This window comes from Bacillus kwashiorkori, from assembly GCF_001375515.1.
Taxonomy (GTDB): domain Bacteria; phylum Bacillota; class Bacilli; order Bacillales; family Caldibacillaceae; genus Bacillus_BK; species Bacillus_BK kwashiorkori.
The window spans coordinates 1-16995 of record NZ_CTDX01000003.1; the positions used below are offsets into that span (position 1 = coordinate 1).

At 33.7% G+C, this 16995-nt stretch carries 20 protein-coding genes and 1 rRNA gene; 19 read left to right on the forward strand and 2 right to left on the reverse strand.

Annotated features, from left to right (window positions below; translation table 11 throughout):
* The first annotated feature begins 23 nt into the window (after positions 1–23).
* The 11 genes from rrf (at position 24) to rsmI (ending at position 7026) form a co-directional block, all read left to right on the forward strand.
* Positions 24–139: ribosomal RNA gene (gene rrf / locus BN1242_RS00790) — 5S ribosomal RNA — on the forward strand.
* 431 nt (positions 140–570) lie between these two features.
* Positions 571–759, forward strand: a complete 189-nt coding sequence (locus BN1242_RS00795) for a sigma factor G inhibitor Gin (protein WP_062350044.1) — start codon at positions 571–573, stop codon at positions 757–759.
* 74 nt (positions 760–833) lie between these two features.
* Complete coding sequence (gene tmk / locus BN1242_RS00800; protein ID WP_062350046.1) at positions 834–1457, forward strand: dTMP kinase; 624 nt, start codon at positions 834–836, stop codon at positions 1455–1457.
* Positions 1458–1917: 460 nt separating this feature from the next.
* Positions 1918–2247, forward strand: a complete 330-nt coding sequence (locus BN1242_RS00805) for a cyclic-di-AMP receptor (RefSeq protein WP_062350048.1) — start codon at positions 1918–1920, stop codon at positions 2245–2247.
* Between the two features lie 101 nt (positions 2248–2348).
* Positions 2349–2786, forward strand: a complete 438-nt coding sequence (locus tag BN1242_RS00810) for a YaaR family protein (protein ID WP_062350050.1) — start codon at positions 2349–2351, stop codon at positions 2784–2786.
* Between the two features lie 30 nt (positions 2787–2816).
* Positions 2817–3830: a DNA polymerase III subunit delta' gene (holB, locus tag BN1242_RS00815; RefSeq protein ID WP_062350052.1), complete on the forward strand. Its 1014-nt coding sequence runs from the start codon at positions 2817–2819 to the stop codon at positions 3828–3830.
* Positions 3823–4653, forward strand: coding sequence for a PSP1 domain-containing protein (locus BN1242_RS00820; RefSeq protein WP_062350054.1), 831 nt, complete (start codon positions 3823–3825; stop codon positions 4651–4653). The genes holB and BN1242_RS00820 overlap by 8 nt, the downstream gene beginning before the upstream one ends.
* A gap of 13 nt (positions 4654–4666) precedes the next feature.
* Entirely contained in the window at positions 4667–5020 is a 354-nt protein-coding gene (gene yabA, locus BN1242_RS00825; RefSeq protein WP_062350056.1) for a DNA replication initiation control protein YabA, read from the forward strand.
* A 146-nt stretch (positions 5021–5166) separates the two neighbouring features.
* The gene (locus BN1242_RS00830; RefSeq protein ID WP_062350058.1) at positions 5167–5910 is read left to right on the forward strand and encodes a tRNA1(Val) (adenine(37)-N6)-methyltransferase; all 744 of its coding nucleotides are present in this window, start codon (positions 5167–5169) and stop codon (positions 5908–5910) included.
* Positions 5897–6160 carry a GIY-YIG nuclease family protein gene (locus BN1242_RS00835; RefSeq protein WP_062350061.1) on the forward strand — a complete coding sequence of 88 codons (264 nt, stop codon included), beginning with the start codon at positions 5897–5899 and terminating at the stop codon, positions 6158–6160. The genes BN1242_RS00830 and BN1242_RS00835 overlap by 14 nt, the downstream gene beginning before the upstream one ends.
* A complete protein-coding gene (rsmI, locus tag BN1242_RS00840) occupies positions 6157–7026 on the forward strand; it encodes a 16S rRNA (cytidine(1402)-2'-O)-methyltransferase (RefSeq protein ID WP_062350062.1) in 870 nt (289 codons plus the stop codon). The genes BN1242_RS00835 and rsmI overlap by 4 nt, the downstream gene beginning before the upstream one ends.
* A gap of 79 nt (positions 7027–7105) precedes the next feature.
* Here rsmI and BN1242_RS00845 read toward each other — a convergent pair whose 3' ends face one another.
* Together BN1242_RS00845 and BN1242_RS00850 are read right to left on the reverse strand one after the other, a co-directional pair.
* Entirely contained in the window at positions 7106–7399 is a 294-nt protein-coding gene (locus tag BN1242_RS00845) for an AbrB/MazE/SpoVT family DNA-binding domain-containing protein (protein ID WP_203226023.1), read from the reverse strand.
* 194 nt (positions 7400–7593) lie between these two features.
* Positions 7594–8838 carry an ISL3 family transposase gene (locus BN1242_RS00850; protein ID WP_062350066.1) on the reverse strand — a complete coding sequence of 415 codons (1245 nt, stop codon included), beginning with the start codon at positions 8836–8838 and terminating at the stop codon, positions 7594–7596.
* A 406-nt stretch (positions 8839–9244) separates the two neighbouring features.
* Here BN1242_RS00850 and metG point away from each other — a divergent pair, with 406 nt between their 5' ends.
* From metG to BN1242_RS00890, 8 genes are all read left to right on the forward strand, one after another.
* Positions 9245–11209 carry a methionine--tRNA ligase gene (metG, locus tag BN1242_RS00855; RefSeq protein WP_062350068.1) on the forward strand — a complete coding sequence of 655 codons (1965 nt, stop codon included), beginning with the start codon at positions 9245–9247 and terminating at the stop codon, positions 11207–11209.
* A 171-nt stretch (positions 11210–11380) separates the two neighbouring features.
* Positions 11381–12148 carry a TatD family hydrolase gene (locus BN1242_RS00860; RefSeq protein WP_062350070.1) on the forward strand — a complete coding sequence of 256 codons (768 nt, stop codon included), beginning with the start codon at positions 11381–11383 and terminating at the stop codon, positions 12146–12148.
* Between the two features lie 158 nt (positions 12149–12306).
* Positions 12307–13497, forward strand: a complete 1191-nt coding sequence (locus tag BN1242_RS00865) for a G5 and 3D domain-containing protein (protein ID WP_238985054.1) — start codon at positions 12307–12309, stop codon at positions 13495–13497.
* A gap of 90 nt (positions 13498–13587) precedes the next feature.
* Positions 13588–14151, forward strand: coding sequence for a ribonuclease M5 (gene rnmV / locus BN1242_RS00870; RefSeq protein WP_203226021.1), 564 nt, complete (start codon positions 13588–13590; stop codon positions 14149–14151).
* Complete coding sequence (gene rsmA, locus BN1242_RS00875) at positions 14144–15022, forward strand: 16S rRNA (adenine(1518)-N(6)/adenine(1519)-N(6))-dimethyltransferase RsmA (RefSeq protein ID WP_062350074.1); 879 nt, start codon at positions 14144–14146, stop codon at positions 15020–15022. Before rnmV ends, rsmA begins: the two co-directional genes overlap by 8 nt.
* Positions 15023–15124: 102 nt before the next feature.
* A complete protein-coding gene (yabG, locus tag BN1242_RS00880; protein ID WP_062350136.1) occupies positions 15125–15988 on the forward strand; it encodes a sporulation peptidase YabG in 864 nt (287 codons plus the stop codon).
* 314 nt (positions 15989–16302) lie between these two features.
* Positions 16303–16569 (forward strand): biofilm formation stimulator Veg, encoded by a 267-nt coding sequence (gene veg / locus BN1242_RS00885; protein WP_062350076.1) that lies wholly within the window; start codon positions 16303–16305, stop codon positions 16567–16569.
* 126 nt (positions 16570–16695) lie between these two features.
* On the forward strand, positions 16696–16851 hold the full coding sequence (locus BN1242_RS00890) for a small, acid-soluble spore protein, alpha/beta type (RefSeq protein ID WP_062350138.1): 156 nt from the start codon (positions 16696–16698) through the stop codon (positions 16849–16851).
* The last annotated feature ends 144 nt before the right edge of the window (positions 16852–16995 follow it).

Genomic DNA, 16995 nt, shown 5'->3' on the forward strand with positions numbered 1-16995 from the left:
AATTCATTCTCAACTGAATATTGTTTGGCAGTAATGGCGAGAAGGTCACACCCGTACCCATCCCGAACACGGAAGTTAAGCTTCTCAGCGCCGATGGTAGTGAAGGCTTTGCCTTTGTGAGAGTAGGACGCCGCCAAGCAAATCAAAAAACAGTCAGCGATGGCTGTTTTTTTGTTATATAAACTAAAAAAGGATTTTTGTAATTTTGATTGCATTTAACTTTTGAAATCCTTTCACTAACTTTTACTTCAATCACTAATTCCTCTAATCCCCGCTTTTGGCTGCAAATTCTTGTGACCAATAGGATAACAATATAAGTATTGAATCTGTTTCTTTGATTAAAACAATTTTCTAGTTTAAAGTTCTTACCACTTAACCTAATTACAAATGGTTTGCCCTTAACAATTTCGTTAATGACGTACTACTTTCGATTTCTACCTCATTAAAATGGTGTCATTAGTCACCGAAAATACAGTACCCCATATAATAAAAATATGGATACTTAATAAATTAGTATATTCCTATCCTTTATTGGTAATAATAAAGGTTGGGAGAGGGGGTAGCTATATAATGAAGGTGGACAATAAATATTTTTGTATAATTTGTGAGGGAGAAAAAAATATTGGATATCATTTATACCATTCATTTATTTGCTCGGATTGTGAGAAGGCGATGATTAATACAGACGTAAGCGACCCAAGTTATCAATATTATTTAAAGCAACTGAAAAAGATTTATGCTCCAAAGATAACTATTTAAAATAACATTAGTTTTCTTTCATAATAGGTTATAATGGTAGTAGTCTAGCTATAGTTTTGTTTGGAGGATAAAGCATGAAGAGTTTATTTATTGTATTTGAAGGAATTGATGGTTCAGGTACTTCAACACAGGCAGCACAATTACAAAAGTATTTTCTGCGAACTGGTATTGATGCAGTACTGACAGAAGAACCTTCGAATGGACCAATTGGTCATATGATAAGAGAAGCATTAAAGAAGCGAGTATTATTTACAAATAATAGACGTCACTTTGATCAGCAGTTAGCATTTTTATTTGCAGCAGACCGTCATGATCATCTGTATAATGAAATAGATGGGGTTTTTAAATTATTAGAGGAAGGTAAACACGTGATATCTACTAGGTACTATTTTTCATCATTAGCCTATCAAGCAGATGAGGGCCATGATTTAGTATATGATTTAAACAAACGATTTCCAAAACCTGATATTGTTATATATATTGATAATCCAGTAGAAACTTCACTAGAAAGGTTACAACATCGAACAATTAAGGATGTATATGAAAATAAAGAGAAGTTATTTAAAGTAAAACAAAAGTACAAGCAAATATTTAATGAATATGATGGAAATTTATTTATCGTTGAAGGAAATCAAACGTTAGAAGAAATTCATGATCAAATTTGTAAATATATTAATGCACAATTAAATATTCATTAGTCATAAATTAAAGAAGGTCCGAACGAGTAGGAATTTTTGTTCGGTCCTTATTTATATATTGTTAAAATAGTCCATATTACAACATAAAGTAAAGTTAATATTTTTATTAAGACTACAGCCCCTTCTATATCCTCTATAATTTTTATTAAAATAGTCTATAAAATTGGTGAAAACGTACAATATATAAAAATATATATTTTTTACATGACATAATTCAATATGACACTTAAAAAAATATACTAAAATTGGTGGTTTTATGAGCGGTTTTATAAATGTATGATAAAATTAGAGTAGAAAGTAATTCACTGATGATGGTACTGAAGAATAGATTAATAACTACACTTAGGTAACTAATGTATCGAATGGTAAAAAAATATATTTTTAATTGGGAAGGATTACCCCTTTTTTCATATTGTAAAAAATTGATATAATGAAGAAAAGATGGAACGGAGGTACGCATATGAAACTTATTTTTGCTGTAGTACAAGATCAAGACAGTAATCGATTAATGAACGCATTAGTGGAAAATAATTTTCGAGCTACAAAATTAGCTAGTACCGGTGGGTTTTTAAAATCAGGAAATACAACATTCATTATTGGAACGGAAGACATTAGAGTAGAAAAAGCATTAAAGGTTATTAAAGATAATTGTAAATCACGTGAACAATTAGTTGCTCCAGTATCACCAATGGGTGGAAATGCAGATTCTTATATTCCATATCCAGTTGAGGTCGAAGTTGGTGGGGCAACCGTTTTCGTATTGCCAATTGAACAATTTCATCAGTATTAATATTTAAGCAATCGGGTATCCGGTTGCTTTCCTTTTACAATTTATTATTTTATATTAAAATTTAATAAACTGTTAATGTTTGTGTAGTGGAGGAATAGTGAATGAAAGTAAATCGGGATTTTCGATTACCCCCAAAGCAGCTAACTCCGGAAAATATAGTTAAACAAAATAATATAAAATTCAGTGATATTGTCCAAAATCAGTCAGAAAAACTTCAATTAGGACAAATACAAGCCATACTAACAGAGATAGAAAAGGCTGGGGATCGACTGGCTAAATCTCGAAATTTCAACGACTTAGTTAAATATAAAAATTTAATAAAAGGCTTTATAAAGGAAATTGTTGATAATGGGCTACAATTAAAAAGTTCCAATAGTTGGAATGAATTTGGGCAAAATCGTATTTTAAAAATAGTTAACCAGATTGATGATAAGCTTATTCAAATGACAGATGAGCTTTTAGTAGATGAGGCAGATAATATTAGGATTTTAAGTTTGTTAGGTGAAATAAAAGGCTTATTAATTAACCTATATTCTTAATTGGAATTTGGATGAAATTTGGTGAAATAGATGGTATTGAATGAAGGAAATCAATTAATGGAAATGCAACCCGTCATAATGAAAATATTAACACAAGCAGTTGAGAAAAACAGGGTAGCACACGCCTACTTATTTGAGGGAAAAAAAGGAACTGGCAAAAAAGAAGTTGGACTGTACTTTGCTAAAATGTTATTCTGTGAGTCATTAATACATGGTCATATACCTTGTGAACAATGTATTCAATGTAAAAGAATTAATCACGGTAATCATCCCGACATTCATATTATGGAACCAGAAGGGTTAAGTATAAAGATTGAACAGATCCGTAGTTTACAACAGGAATTTGCAAAAAAAGGTGTAGAGTCAAGTAAAAAATTTTATATGATTGTTCACGCGGATAAAATGACACGCAGTGCTGCAAACAGCCTATTAAAGTTTTTAGAGGAACCGGCAGCTAATACAACCGCTATCCTTCTGACTGAAAATATTGGCCAAATATTACCAACCATTCTTTCAAGATGTCAACAACTCTCTTTTCAGCCATTACAAACGAAAGAACTTATTCATAATTTGCAAATAAATGGTATTGAGGGAGACCGCGCTAGGTTGCTCGCAAATATGACAAATAATGTAGAAGATGCACTACAATTAAATGAAGATGAATGGCTTTTACAAGGGATAAAATTAGTGCTAAAATTATATGAAGCGTTATCAAGTAATAATTTAATGGATACATTATTATTTTTACAAAATGAGTGGTTAGCCCATTTCAAAGATAGAAAACAGGTCGAAATGGGTTTAGATATGCTACTATTTATATATAGAGATATTTTATATACACAACTTGAAAATGATGACGAATTAATATTTGTTAGTCAAAAGTCGGTTTATGAGTCATACGGATTGAAGGTTACAAAAAATGAATTATTTAATAACATGATGACTATATTTGAAGCAAAAAAACGACTAGAGGCAAATGTTAATAGTTCACTTTTAATGGAACAGCTTATTATTAAGCTGCAGGAGGGGTTATCCTTTGTATAATGTAGTTGGTGTCCGCTTTAAAAAGGCGGGTAAAATATATTATTTTGATCCTAATGATCTTCATATAGAAAAAAATAGCTTCGTCATTGTGGAAACAATTAGAGGTATAGAATTTGGAAAGGTAGTTATCGTAAATAAACAAGTCGATGAAGAGGATATTGTATTGCCTCTAAAGAAAGTTCTCCGTTTAGCAGATGAAAAGGATCGTTTAGTTGTCGATGAAAATAAAGCTGCTGCTAAAGAAGCGTACGATATTTGTATGGCTAAAATAGTTGAACATCAACTAGATATGAAACTTGTAGACGTAGAATATACTTTTGACCGCAATAAAGTTATTTTTTATTTCACAGCAGATGGAAGAGTGGACTTTCGTGAACTTGTCAAAGATTTGGCGGCAATTTTTAAAACGAGAATCGAGTTGCGCCAAATTGGTGTAAGAGATGAAGCTAAGATGCTCGGGGGAATTGGTCCTTGTGGCAGATTATTATGTTGTTCGACATTTTTAGGTGATTTTGACCCAGTATCAATCAAAATGGCAAAAGACCAAAATCTATCGTTAAACCCAACGAAAATATCGGGTTTGTGTGGTAGACTGATGTGTTGTTTGAAGTATGAAAATGATGAATATGAAAATGCAAAAGCATTATTACCAGATTTAGATGATGTTATTGAAACATCTCACGGTACCGGAAAAGTTGTCGGGTTGAACTTACTTGAAAAAATTATTCAAGTTGAATTAATAGAACAACAAAAGGTAATTGAATATACGATAGATGAAATTATAGAAGAAGGTGTTATTCCGACGGTTCAAGGCGCTGATTAATGAGGTGGAATAAATGGATAAAAAGGACTTATTTGATACGGTTAGCACAATGCAGCAACAAGTCGGTCAGTTATATAAACAACTAGGTGAAATTAAACAAAAGTTGGCAGAGGTTATAGAAGAGAATCATGCATTAAAGCTGGAAAACGACCATTTAAGGAAACATATGGATGATAACGGAAGAAAATCGAACAAAACAACGAAGAATAAAGATTTAAAAAAGGCTGAATTAGACATCGGGGAAGGTTACGATAATCTTGCCAGATTATATCATGAAGGGTTTCATATTTGTAATTTACAATTTGGTAGCCTAAGAAAAGAAGGAGATTGCATGTTTTGCTTGTCCTTCTTGAATAAAAACAAATAATATGAGGGGCTGTCCGTTAACGAGACCTAGAAGACGCCTTAAGTACATAAGAATAGATTAGAAAATTAATCTATAATTTGTATTTAGGATTGAACTAGGCATTTTTCGGACAGCCCTTTTATGTAGTGAAATTTCGGAGGAAAAAAATGGTGCAATTAAAAGAAGATGAAAGATTGGATTATTTGTTGGCTGAAAATTTAAGGATTATTCAAAGCCCATCAGTTTTTGCTTTTTCACTCGATGCAGTACTATTGGCAAAATTTACATATGTACCGATTCAAAAAGGGAAAATTATAGATTTGTGCACTGGAAATGCGATAGTACCTCTTTTATTAAGTACAAGGTCGAAAGCAAAAATCTTTGGTGTTGAAATTCAAGAGAGATTATATGATATGGGTAAAAGAAGTATTGAGTATAACGAATTGCAAGAGCAAATTGAACTTGTGCACGGAGATGTAAAAGAAATGCCGAAGTTCATGGGGTATCAAAAATTTGATGTTGTGACATGTAACCCGCCATATTTCCCAGTTACAGATAGAGGAATCATTAATGAGAAACAGCCATTTGCTATTGCCCGTCATGAATTATATTTAACATTAGAGGAGGCAATTCAAGTAAGTGGTCAGTTAGTTAAACCAGGAGGGAAAGTAACCTTTGTACATCGCCCTGGTCGTTTATTAGATATTATAACTTCGATGCGACTTAATAATATTGAACCGAAGCGATTACGTTTTGTTTATCCGAAAAAGGATAAAGATGCTAATACAATATTGGTTGAAGGGATGAAAGATGGCAAAAAAGATTTAAAAATTGAACCACCATTATTTGTTTATGATGAAAATAATCAATACACTACAGAAGTGAAGGAAATATTATATGGAGGAAAATAAATATTATTTCTATGTACTGGAGTGTGCAGACGGCACCTTTTATGGAGGCTATACGGTGGATATACAAAAAAGGTTAGAAGCACATAATAACGGGAAGGGCGCAAAATACACCCGCAGTAAAACTCCAGTAAAGTTAATCTACAGTGAGGTTTTCCCGACAAAAAGTGAAGCGATGCGTGCGGAGTATCAATTTAAACAATTAACGAGAAAGAAAAAAGAGCAGTTTTTAATAAAGGAGCTTGAACAGTGAAAAGCCAAAAAAGTTTTCAAACTACTACAGGGATACTATATATTGTACCTACCCCTATCGGTAACTTAGAAGATATGACATTTCGGGCAATTAAAGTATTACAAGAGGCAGATTTAATTGCAGCCGAAGACACACGGAATACTCGGAAGTTATTAACCCATTTTCAAATTTCCACTTCCATGATTAGTTATCATGAACATAATAAACAAGTGAGCGGCAAAAATATTATAGACCATTTGCTTAATAATAAAATCATTGCACTTGTGAGTGATGCAGGAATGCCTGGAATATCTGATCCAGGTTATGAATTGGTAGAGGAGGCAATAAATAACAATATCCCAGTTATCTCCTTACCAGGAGCAAATGCTGCTTTAACGGCGCTAACGGCATCAGGAATAGTTCCTCAACCCTTTTCCTTTTACGGTTTTTTACCGAGAAAGAAAAAGGAGCGGGAAAAAGAGCTGGAATTTCTGAAAAATAAGCCGGAAACGATTATTTTTTATGAAGCACCACATCGTTTAAAAGAGACAATAACAAGTATATACGATAGTTTTGGAAACCGGAAAATAGTACTTGCTAGAGAGTTGACAAAAAAGCATGAGGAATATATTAGAGGGGATTTAAAAGAGATAGTAACTTGGCTGGAAGAAGCGGAAATTCGCGGTGAGTTTTGCTTGATTGTTGAGGGGTGTAAAGAAAATATTGCTGATAGTGAAGCTTTGTGGTGGCATACACTAACTATTAATGAACATGTGGAGTATTATATAGAAAAAGGTCTTTCTTCTAAAGAGGCGATAAAACAAACGGCTCATGACCGTAATATTGGAAAAAGAGAAGTGTATCAAAGCTATCATGTAAAAGAGTAAACCGTGGAATATGATCACTCCATGGTTTTTTACATATAAAAAGGGCAACGTATTTGCGCTGCCCTAAATTTTACATGCATTATACTTCTTCAATTTGAAATGCCTTTTTTATTTCGCCGATTAAAATTTCTGCACCTTCACGGCTCAAAATTAGTCTACCATTACCGACAACTAAATTATCGTCAGAAACATCACCTGTAATGAGACAAGTCATATTCGGCTTATATTTCTTTAAAATAATTTTATCGTCATCGACGTAAATTTCTAAAGCATCCTTTTCCTCAATACCAAGTGTTCTCCGTAATTCAATTGGAATAACGACCCGACCTAATTCATCAACCTTCCTTACGATTCCCGTGGATTTCATTTTAATTTCCCCTCTCAAATAATGGATATTTTTATCGGCTCTTCGCTATTTAGTGTGGGTATAAAAGAATCTCGGACCATAATAAGTGGTAAGCCTCCTTCTCAACTTTTGATAGTTTTCCATTTTACGGGGAGGCTGTCAAGGAAAGCACTTGACAACCTCCCCGTAAAATGGAGCTGGGTCTGTAAGTTGAGAAGGACCTACCCTAGCTTATGTGGTTCTACACTAATCAATAACTTATTAGCTGTTGCGTAGATCATCGCAATAAAGTTCTTTGTGGTTCTGTAGCCCCTAGCTTTTCTCTTTGCAGCTTGAACTAGACTATTGATACCTTCGAGTAGACCATTAGTCATTTTTGAAACGAACCATCTTAATATCCCTTGTTCGTGTTTCTTTAATGTTTGGGCAACCTTTATTATTGGTTCTAACTGAGAACGGGTGGCCCATTGGTACCACTCATTAAAATGAAGGGTGGCAAAGCGTTCAGTTTTGGTCCACATTTCTTGAAGCGAAAGCTTCAATCTATAAGCTCTAGCTGTTTTTAAATTGGTATCCTTTAATTTTAGGATCTTTTCCTGTTGTTCGGTGTTTAGATTTTTATGGTTTTTTAACCATAAATAACGTGTCTTTTTAAGGCCTGGTTGTTCAATTTGCTCATTGCGTCGTACCTGATCTAGCGCCTCATTCATAAGTTTCATGACATGAAATTTATCAAAGGTTATGTGTGCTTCTGGAAATTCTGTTTCGACACCCTTTTTGAATGCTGGGGACATATCACTACAGACTTCTTTAATGTTATTAGGCTCAACATTATGATCCTTTAAGAAGGAAGAAAATTTTTTAAGAACATTCGCGTCTTTTCCTTCTGTAGCGAATAAAACAAGCTTTGTATCCATATCTACAAACAGAGTGACATATTCATGTCCTCGCCGGCTAGATGTCTCATCAATGGCTATTCGCTTAACATTGGAAAAGTCCAATTCTTTCATGGCTTTATCAACATAATAATGAAAGACACGCCACAACCTAGTATCATGTTCACCTACTTTTCGGGCCACTGTAGCAACGGGCATTTCTTTCATTAATTGCATTAATTCAGATTCAAAAAACCATGTAAACCCAGCACCAGGGCGAGACCATTCTACATGAATGGTACGAATCTTATTACAAAGATTACATTTTGTTCGAGGCAATCTTGCGTGTAAGATGGTTTGATACTGCCAGAAATTAAGGTGCCTCCACGTACGATCATCATTTACTATGTCATGAACTTTTGCCTGAGGATGACCACAATGAGTGCATACAAATTCAGAACCACGTCTAAAATCTAAATAAATATCAAGAATATAATCATTTTGGTTCAATTCGTAATCAATAACATACCATGGATCTTCAATACCTAATGCCTTTTGGAACACACTATATTCTTGGTTAAAATCTCTCATTTTGGGCCACCTCGGATAATAATATTTTAATTTATTATCCATTATGGTCTTACCTAGGAATCTTTAAACCAATACTATTTAGCGAGGAAGCTTTTTATCTTTGTAAGAAATATTAGACATTTCCGCCTACTGTTATAATACCAAGCTTTACCATATGCGTCAATTAATAAATACCCAGAATAATAGGTTTTAAACCTAATAATTTGATTATTTACTATTTTATTGCAAAATATTAAAAATCGGGATATCTTTACTTCCCTTGCACTTTTTCTGTTTTTTATGTATATTTTTCTCATATAAGCGGTTATGATATTTTTAGTATGTAGTATTTATACTATTATTTTGACTCTCGCCGCAAAACCGAGAGCTTTTTTATTATCCATCTTTATGAAGGAGGAGAAAATAGGTGGAGGAAACGAAAAAAACTTTTTATTTAACAACTCCGATATATTATCCGAGTGGTAATTTGCATATAGGTCATGCATATACGACAGTGGCAGCAGATGCAATGTGCCGTTATAAACGGATGCGTGGATATAATGTCATGTTTTTAACAGGGACCGATGAGCACGGACAAAAAATTGAAAGAAAGGCGAAGGAAGAAGGTGTTACCCCTCAAGAGTATGTAGACCATATTGTAAGTGGTATTAAAGATTTATGGGATAAGCTAGACATTTCCTATAACGACTTTATCCGTACTACAGAAGATCGACATAAAGAAATAGTGGAAAAGATTTTTGCTAAATTAGTTGACCAAGGTGATATTTATTTAGATGAGTACGAGGGCTGGTATTGTACACCTTGTGAATCCTTTTTTACTGAAAGGCAATTAAATGAAGGAAACTGCCCAGATTGCGGTAGGCCAGTTGAGAAAGTGAAAGAGGAATCGTATTTCTTTAAAATGAGTAAATATGTCGATCGTTTGTTAAAATATTATGAGGAAAATCCTGAATTTATCCAACCTGAGTCGCGAAAAAATGAAATGATCAATAATTTTATTAAACCAGGGTTAGAAGATTTAGCTGTCTCAAGGACGACTTTTGATTGGGGAATTAAAGTTCCAGGCAATCCAAAACATGTGATTTATGTGTGGATTGATGCCTTAACAAATTATATAACAGCTCTAGGGTATGGATCAGATGACGATAGTAAATATAAAAAGTATTGGCCAGCAGATGTTCATTTAGTAGGAAAAGAAATTGTAAGGTTTCATACGATATACTGGCCGATTATGTTAATGGCTCTTGACTTACCATTGCCAAAAAAAGTTTTTGCTCACGGCTGGCTATTAATGAAAGATGGAAAAATGTCTAAATCAAAAGGAAACGTCGTTGATCCCGTCACTTTAATTGACCGCTACGGATTAGACGCTCTTAGATATTACTTATTAAGAGAAGTACCTTTTGGCTCGGACGGTGTTTTTACTCCAGAAGGGTTTGTCGAAAGAATTAACTTTGATTTAGCTAACGATCTCGGAAATCTGTTAAATCGAACGATTGCAATGATTGGTCAATACTTTGATAGTGAAATTCCAGTATATAATGGTGCTAATACGGAATATGACCAGTCGTTAGTAAATGTTTATTATGAGTCACTAGGCAAATTTGAGGAAGAAATGGAAAAAATGGAGTTTTCCGTTGCTTTAGCTTCCATTTGGCAAATTATTAACCGAGCAAATAAATATATTGATGAAACGACTCCTTGGAAACTAGCAAAAGATGATTCGAAGCGAGAAGAGTTAGCAAATGTTATGGCTCATTTAGCAGAAACATTACGTTGTGTTGCTGTAATGCTACAGCCATTTATGACAAAAGCACCAAAGCAAATATTTGCTCAGTTAAATATTGCTGATGAGGCTTTACAGACTTGGGAAAGCATACAAGAATTTGGACAATTGAAGAGTAAAATTAATGTTAATAAAGGTAATCCGATTTTCCCACGCTTAAAAGTGGAAGAAGAAGTGGAATATATAAAAGGGAAAATGCAAGGCGGTACAAAAGTAGAAGAGAGTGCTCAAGAAAAAGTTGAGGAAAAAATGGAAAATGCACCTGAAATATCCATTGACGACTTTATGAAGGTCGATCTTCGTGTGGCACAAGTCATTCAAGCAGAACCAGTAAAAAAGGCTAATAAATTATTAAAATTAACATTAGATTTAGGATACGAAAAACGCCAAGTAGTATCAGGAATCGCAACATACTATAAACCGGAAGAATTAGTAGGAAAAAGAGTAATTTGTGTAGTAAATTTAAAACCTGTAAAACTTCGGGGAGAACTTTCCCAAGGGATGATTTTAGCAGGTGAAAAAGATGGAATATTATCACTAGCAACTGTCAGTGATTCTTTACCGTTAGGAGCGAAAGTGAAATAAAGAGTAAATAATGTAACTGTTTTCAAAAAAACATAGGAATGTTACAAAAATGCAACATTTCTATGTTATTTTTATTGGTGAGAAATAGTAAGTATAAAATAAGTATTTTTTAATAGCCTATAAATAATACACAACTATGAGAGAAGAAAGGGTAAAATAAGGTGAAGAACAATGTTATTTGATACCCATGCCCACTTAAACGCAGAACAATTTGGTGAAGATTTGGAAGAAGTATTAAATAGAGCTAAAGAAGCGGGAGTATCGAATATTGTTGTTGTCGGTTTTGATCGCCCTACTATTGAAAAAACAATGGAATTAATTAATCAATATGACAATATTTATGGTTGCATTGGGTGGCATCCAGTCGATGCAATAGACATGACCGATAACGATTTACGATGGATAGAAGAACTTAGTCAACATCAGAAAATTGTCGCGTTAGGGGAAATGGGCTTAGATTATTACTGGGATAAATCTCCAAAGGATATTCAACAAGAAGTATTTAGGAAACAAATACAACTAGCGAAAAAAGTCAAATTACCAATAGTAATACATAATCGAGAAGCAACAGAAGATGTTGTAAAAATATTAAAAGAAGAAAATGCGAGCGATGTTGGCGGAATTATGCATTGTTTTAGCGGCAGTATAGAAATAGCAAAAGAATGCATGGATATGAATTTCTATATTTCTTTTGGGGGTCCTGTTACTTTTAAAAATGCAAGAAAGCCAAAGGAAGTTGCAAAAGAAATTCCATTAGACAAAATACTAATTGAAACAGATTGCCCATACTTAACTCCACACCCTTATCGAGGAAAAAGAAATGAACCAGCATATGTAAAATTAGTTGCCCAACAAATTGCGGAGTTAAAAGAAATGACATTGGAGGAAATAGCTGAAATAACGCATAATAACGCAAAAAAATTATTCAATATAATGTAGTTTTTCAGGGGAATCACTTTATTCCCCTTTAACAAATATTATAGGAAATAGTAGCATAAACAGTAAATTAATGACAGGGAATTTTGCAATTACACTCACTTATTTGACATATGGTTAGTTCTTCTATATAATCTTCCCATGGAAAAGGAGGCGTTTGTTTGAATTTTTCAAAAATTAAAGCCTTAATTACAGAACAAAAAAAGAGGCGACATTTTTCCATCATCATAAGCAGTTTGATTGTTTTTGCTATAGTTGCTAGCTTATTAGTTTTTGAGTTAACAAAAAAAGAAATAACTGTTGTTCTTGATGGGAAAAAACAAGAAATGAAAACACATGCGCAAACAGTAGGGGATTTACTAAAAGACTTAAATATTCAATATAAACCATATGATCAAATTGAGCCAGAAACAAAAGAAAAAATAACAGATCAAATGCAAGTTTTTTGGAAACCCGCGAAGAAGGTAGTAATGATGATAGATGATAGCAAAGAAGAAGTATGGACTACCGCGGATAACGTCGGGGATTTTCTTGAAGAAAAAGGTTTAGAAGTTAATGAGTTTGATAAGTTAGCATTGTCAAAAGACACGTTAATTACTGATGGATTAGAAATTAAATTAGATGTTGCTTTTAAATTAGTATTCAATGATGGTGGAAAAAAGAAAGAAGTTTGGTCAACTTCGACGACTGTCGCTGACTTTTTAAAGCATCAAGGGGTCCAATTAAATAAACTAGATCGAGTTGAACCAGATTTATACACTCTCGTAAAAAAAGGATCCAATGTTAAAGTCATCCGAGTTGAAAAAGTCACCGATGTTGTGGAAGAACCGATTGATTTCGCTGTTGTTACAAAAAAGGACAATAGCATTCTAAAAGGAAATGAAAAAATTGTTCAAGAAGGAAAAAAAGGTGTTCTCCAAAAGAAATATGAAGTTATATTAGAAAATGGAAAAGTAGTATCGAAAAAGTTAATAAGTGAAAATGTAATAAAGAATTCAACAGATAAAATTGTCGCAGTTGGAACGAAAGTAATTCAAACTGTTTCACGGGGAAAAGCGCAACCAGGACAAGAATATTACGTTACAGCAACAGCCTATACTCCACAATGTAATGGATGCTCGGGATATTCAGCTACAGGGATTAATTTAAAGCAACCTGGTCTGAAAATCATTGCCGTAGATCCAAAATTCATCCCACTTGGTACAAAAGTTTGGGTAGAAGGATATGGTTATGCTATTGCAGGGGACACAGGTGGTAGCATTAAAGGAGCGAAAATTGATGTGCTTTTTCAAACGAAAAAAGAAGCATATCGGTGGGGAGTAAAGAAAGTAAAAATACGAATTATTAAATAATGCAGGGGTAAAACCTCTGCATTTTTTTGCGTATAGAATATCAGTTTCATTATAATATACAAGTAACGAAAACAAGAATTGGAGGATATGATGAAAATAAGGGAAATAATAGTTGTTGAAGGAAAAGATGATACAGTAGCAATAAAACGAGCAGTTCATGCCGATACCATTGAAACAAATGGATCAGCAATTAACCAAGAAACAATAGAGCAAATCAAGCTTGCAGCAGAAAAACGGGGTGTAATTATATTTACTGACCCCGATTATCCAGGGGAAAAAATAAGGAAAACGATAAGTTCGCAAGTACCTAATTGCAAACATGCTTTTTTAAATAGACAGGATGCAATTGCAAAGACCGGTAAAGGACTAGGGGTAGAGCATGCATCGGTGGAGGCAATACGTAACGCTTTATCTGCTGCTTACACGATGTTTGAAGAACCTGAGGAGCAAATATCGGTAGAAGATTTATTGGAAAACGGCTTAATTGGTGATAAACATGCAAAGATTAGGCGAGAAAAGCTGGGAGTAATGTTAAAGATTGGCTATACGAATGGAAAACAGTTACAAAAGCGTTTGCGGATGTTTCAAATTAGTCGAGAAGTTTTTTTGCAGGTGGCTGAGAGGATTTTACAGGAGGATCCATTAAATGAATAAAGAGATAGCAACACCATTAAGAACACGAGCAATACTTGAAAAATACGGTTTTTCTTTTAAAAAAAGTTTAGGACAAAATTTTCTCATTGATACGAATATATTACAAAAGATCGTTAGCTATGCCGATTTAACAGAAGAGACGGGTGTAATTGAGATTGGACCTGGAATTGGAGCTTTAACAGAGCAGTTAGCAAAGAAAGCAAAAAAGGTCATTGCATTTGAAATTGACCAGCGACTATTACCGGTATTAAACGACACCCTTTCCCCTTATGAAAATGTTACGATATTACATCATGATTTTTTGAAAGCTGATGTTGTGAAAGCAATCGAGGATAACTTAGCTAATTTGGAAGACCGGGTACTAGTGGCTAATTTGCCATACTATATAACTACCCCTATTATTATGAAATGTTTAGAAGAACATTTGCCATTAAGAAGTTTAGTCGTTATGATGCAGAAAGAAGTAGGTGATCGGTTAATTGCCAAACCAGGTTCAAAAAATTATGGGTCCTTATCGATTGCTGTTCAATATTATTCTACTGCAGAAATCGTGATGAATGTACCGAAAACCGTTTTTATCCCACAACCAAATGTGGATTCCGTCGTAGTAAGATTAACATTACGAAAAAAACCGCTTGTGGAAGTTGTTGACGAGGATTTCTTTTTTACTGTGACGAAGGCGAGTTTTGCTCAAAGAAGAAAAACCATTATTAATAATTTAATTCATGGCCTCCCACAAGGAAAAGAAAAAAAGGAAGACATAGTGTCTATCTTGCATGAAACAGGAATTGACTCAACAAGACGCGGTGAAACATTGAGCATTGAGGAGTTTGCTTTATTGAGCAACAAATTACTTACATTATATTCGTAAACTTTTTCTCACCAGGCAGGGTCGTTTTGCATAGCCTAAATATGTAATGTAAAAACAACAAATATAGATTCGCAAAGCTGGTGGGAAATGTGAGTGAAGGCTGTGAAAATCAATAAAAATGATATTGTAGGAAGGCTTTCTTACAAATGTGATATCCCATTTCGGGTGATTAGTTTTTTTGAGGAAAAAGGAGAACTTTATGCAATATTATACGGAGAAGATATTCGTTTAATAGCTGATGCTCCAGTAAAAGATTTAATCCATTTAGATTATAATAGCAGAAATAAAATATTAAAACCGTATCGGCAGTTGGAAGAGCAATCTTATAAATTATTTAGACAAGATTATCAATCAATTAGAGAAAGGCAAGAATTCGAGTCCTCTGGATATAACAATGAATATCCATTGTTTCAAATGCCTGGAAGAGTCCTTCATGTTGATGGGGATCCAAATTATTTAAATAAATGTTTAGCCTTATATAAGAAAATTGGTGTACCTGTATATGGAGTTTATTGTGACGAAAAACAGATGCCGCAAGAAGTACCAGGATTAGTAGAAAAGTATCGACCGAATATATTAGTAATAACAGGTCATGATGCCTACTCGAAATATAAAGGTGATAAAAAAGATTTAAGAGCATATCGACATTCAAAAGATTTCGTTGAGACCGTAAAATCGGTTAGAAAAGCCAATCCTAATTTAGACCAATTAGTAATATTTGCTGGTGCCTGTCAATCTCATTTTGAGTCACTCATTCAAGCGGGTGCCAATTTCGCCAGTTCTCCATTGAGAATTAATATTCATGCGTTAGATCCAGTGTATATAGTCGCTAAATTGAGTTTTACTCCATTTACAGAAGGTGTTCGCTTATGGGATGTGTTGAGAAATACAATTACAGGCGAAAAAGGATTAGGAGGCATTGAAACAAAAGGATTATTGAGAATGGGTATGCCATATCATCCGTAATAATGACTATTTAAAAAGTGACAAATTGCTGCCCTTTTTAAATAGTCCTTTTTATTTTTACCTTGTAACCTTTAGGAAACTACAAAAAATGGTATTTCCCTATAGTACAAGCGGAAGGTATTAAATATATTTTAAAAAATCTAATAATACATAAAGTCACAAAAAGTTGGAAACAATATGGATGTCGAATAAAGTCAAAATATGTTTGCCAAAACTATTGACAAGTAAAAAATAAAATTGATATAATTTATTATTTTACCTTGACAAATTTCTTGAATTTATGGTAATATTAAATACAGTGAGGTGTAGAAGGTATGCCAACGAAATTGTCTGATATCAAAAAAAAGCTTGATTCTAATTTAGGAAAGCGTCTATTATTAAAGGCAAATGGTGGACGGAGAAAAACAATCGAACGATCTGGTGTGTTAGCTGAAACATATCCCGCAGTTTTTGTTGTTGAATTAGATCAAGACGAAAATGCCTTTGAACGTGTTTCCTATAGCTACGCAGATATTTTAACAAATACTGTACAACTTACATTTTACGATGACAACAAAGGATCGGTTTTGAGTCAGCAGTGAACAATGTCCACTGCTTTTTTATTTTGCCTTTTTCCTTTTTTTAATAAACATGCTTTATAACGATAATGTATAAACTAACATTGTCACAGGATAAAAGGAGGAGTTTCATTGGGCAGAAGAGGAGTTATGTCTGAAGAAATGAAAGTTGAACTTGCAAAAGAACTCGGTTTTTACGATGTTGTGCAAAAAGAAGGCTGGGGTGGCATTCGGGCAAAGGATGCTGGTAATATGGTAAAGAGAGCTATTGAAATTGCACAAGAACAATTAAGTAAAAAGCAGTAGTAGCTTTAGGTGAAGTTCAATCTCCACTGTGGCAAGACAAGGCTGTCCAATCATTGGACAGCCTTTTTTTTGTTCCTCTTCTACAAAGGGGAAATGGGGAGTAAAGACACACTGGATGTTATTGGTTTTTATTAGTTTAGAGAG

Coding starts and splice junctions, on each gene's coding strand:
- BN1242_RS00810 (WP_062350050.1), top strand. CDS start 2,349: ATGAAAGTAAATCGGGATTTTCGATTACCCCCAAAGCAGCTAACTCCG.
- rsmA (WP_062350074.1), top strand. CDS start 14,144: ATGAATAAAGAGATAGCAACACCATTAAGAACACGAGCAATACTTGAA.
- holB (WP_062350052.1), top strand. CDS start 2,817: ATGGTATTGAATGAAGGAAATCAATTAATGGAAATGCAACCCGTCATA.
- BN1242_RS00795 (WP_062350044.1), top strand. CDS start 571: ATGAAGGTGGACAATAAATATTTTTGTATAATTTGTGAGGGAGAAAAA.
- veg (WP_062350076.1), top strand. CDS start 16,303: ATGCCAACGAAATTGTCTGATATCAAAAAAAAGCTTGATTCTAATTTA.
- BN1242_RS00860 (WP_062350070.1), top strand. CDS start 11,381: ATGTTATTTGATACCCATGCCCACTTAAACGCAGAACAATTTGGTGAA.
- BN1242_RS00890 (WP_062350138.1), top strand. CDS start 16,696: ATGTCTGAAGAAATGAAAGTTGAACTTGCAAAAGAACTCGGTTTTTAC.
- BN1242_RS00835 (WP_062350061.1), top strand. CDS start 5,897: ATGGAGGAAAATAAATATTATTTCTATGTACTGGAGTGTGCAGACGGC.
- yabA (WP_062350056.1), top strand. CDS start 4,667: ATGGATAAAAAGGACTTATTTGATACGGTTAGCACAATGCAGCAACAA.
- tmk (WP_062350046.1), top strand. CDS start 834: ATGAAGAGTTTATTTATTGTATTTGAAGGAATTGATGGTTCAGGTACT.
- BN1242_RS00830 (WP_062350058.1), top strand. CDS start 5,167: ATGGTGCAATTAAAAGAAGATGAAAGATTGGATTATTTGTTGGCTGAA.
- BN1242_RS00805 (WP_062350048.1), top strand. CDS start 1,918: ATGAAACTTATTTTTGCTGTAGTACAAGATCAAGACAGTAATCGATTA.
- rnmV (WP_203226021.1), top strand. CDS start 13,588: ATGAAAATAAGGGAAATAATAGTTGTTGAAGGAAAAGATGATACAGTA.
- BN1242_RS00850 (WP_062350066.1), bottom strand. CDS start 8,838: ATGAGAGATTTTAACCAAGAATATAGTGTGTTCCAAAAGGCATTAGGT.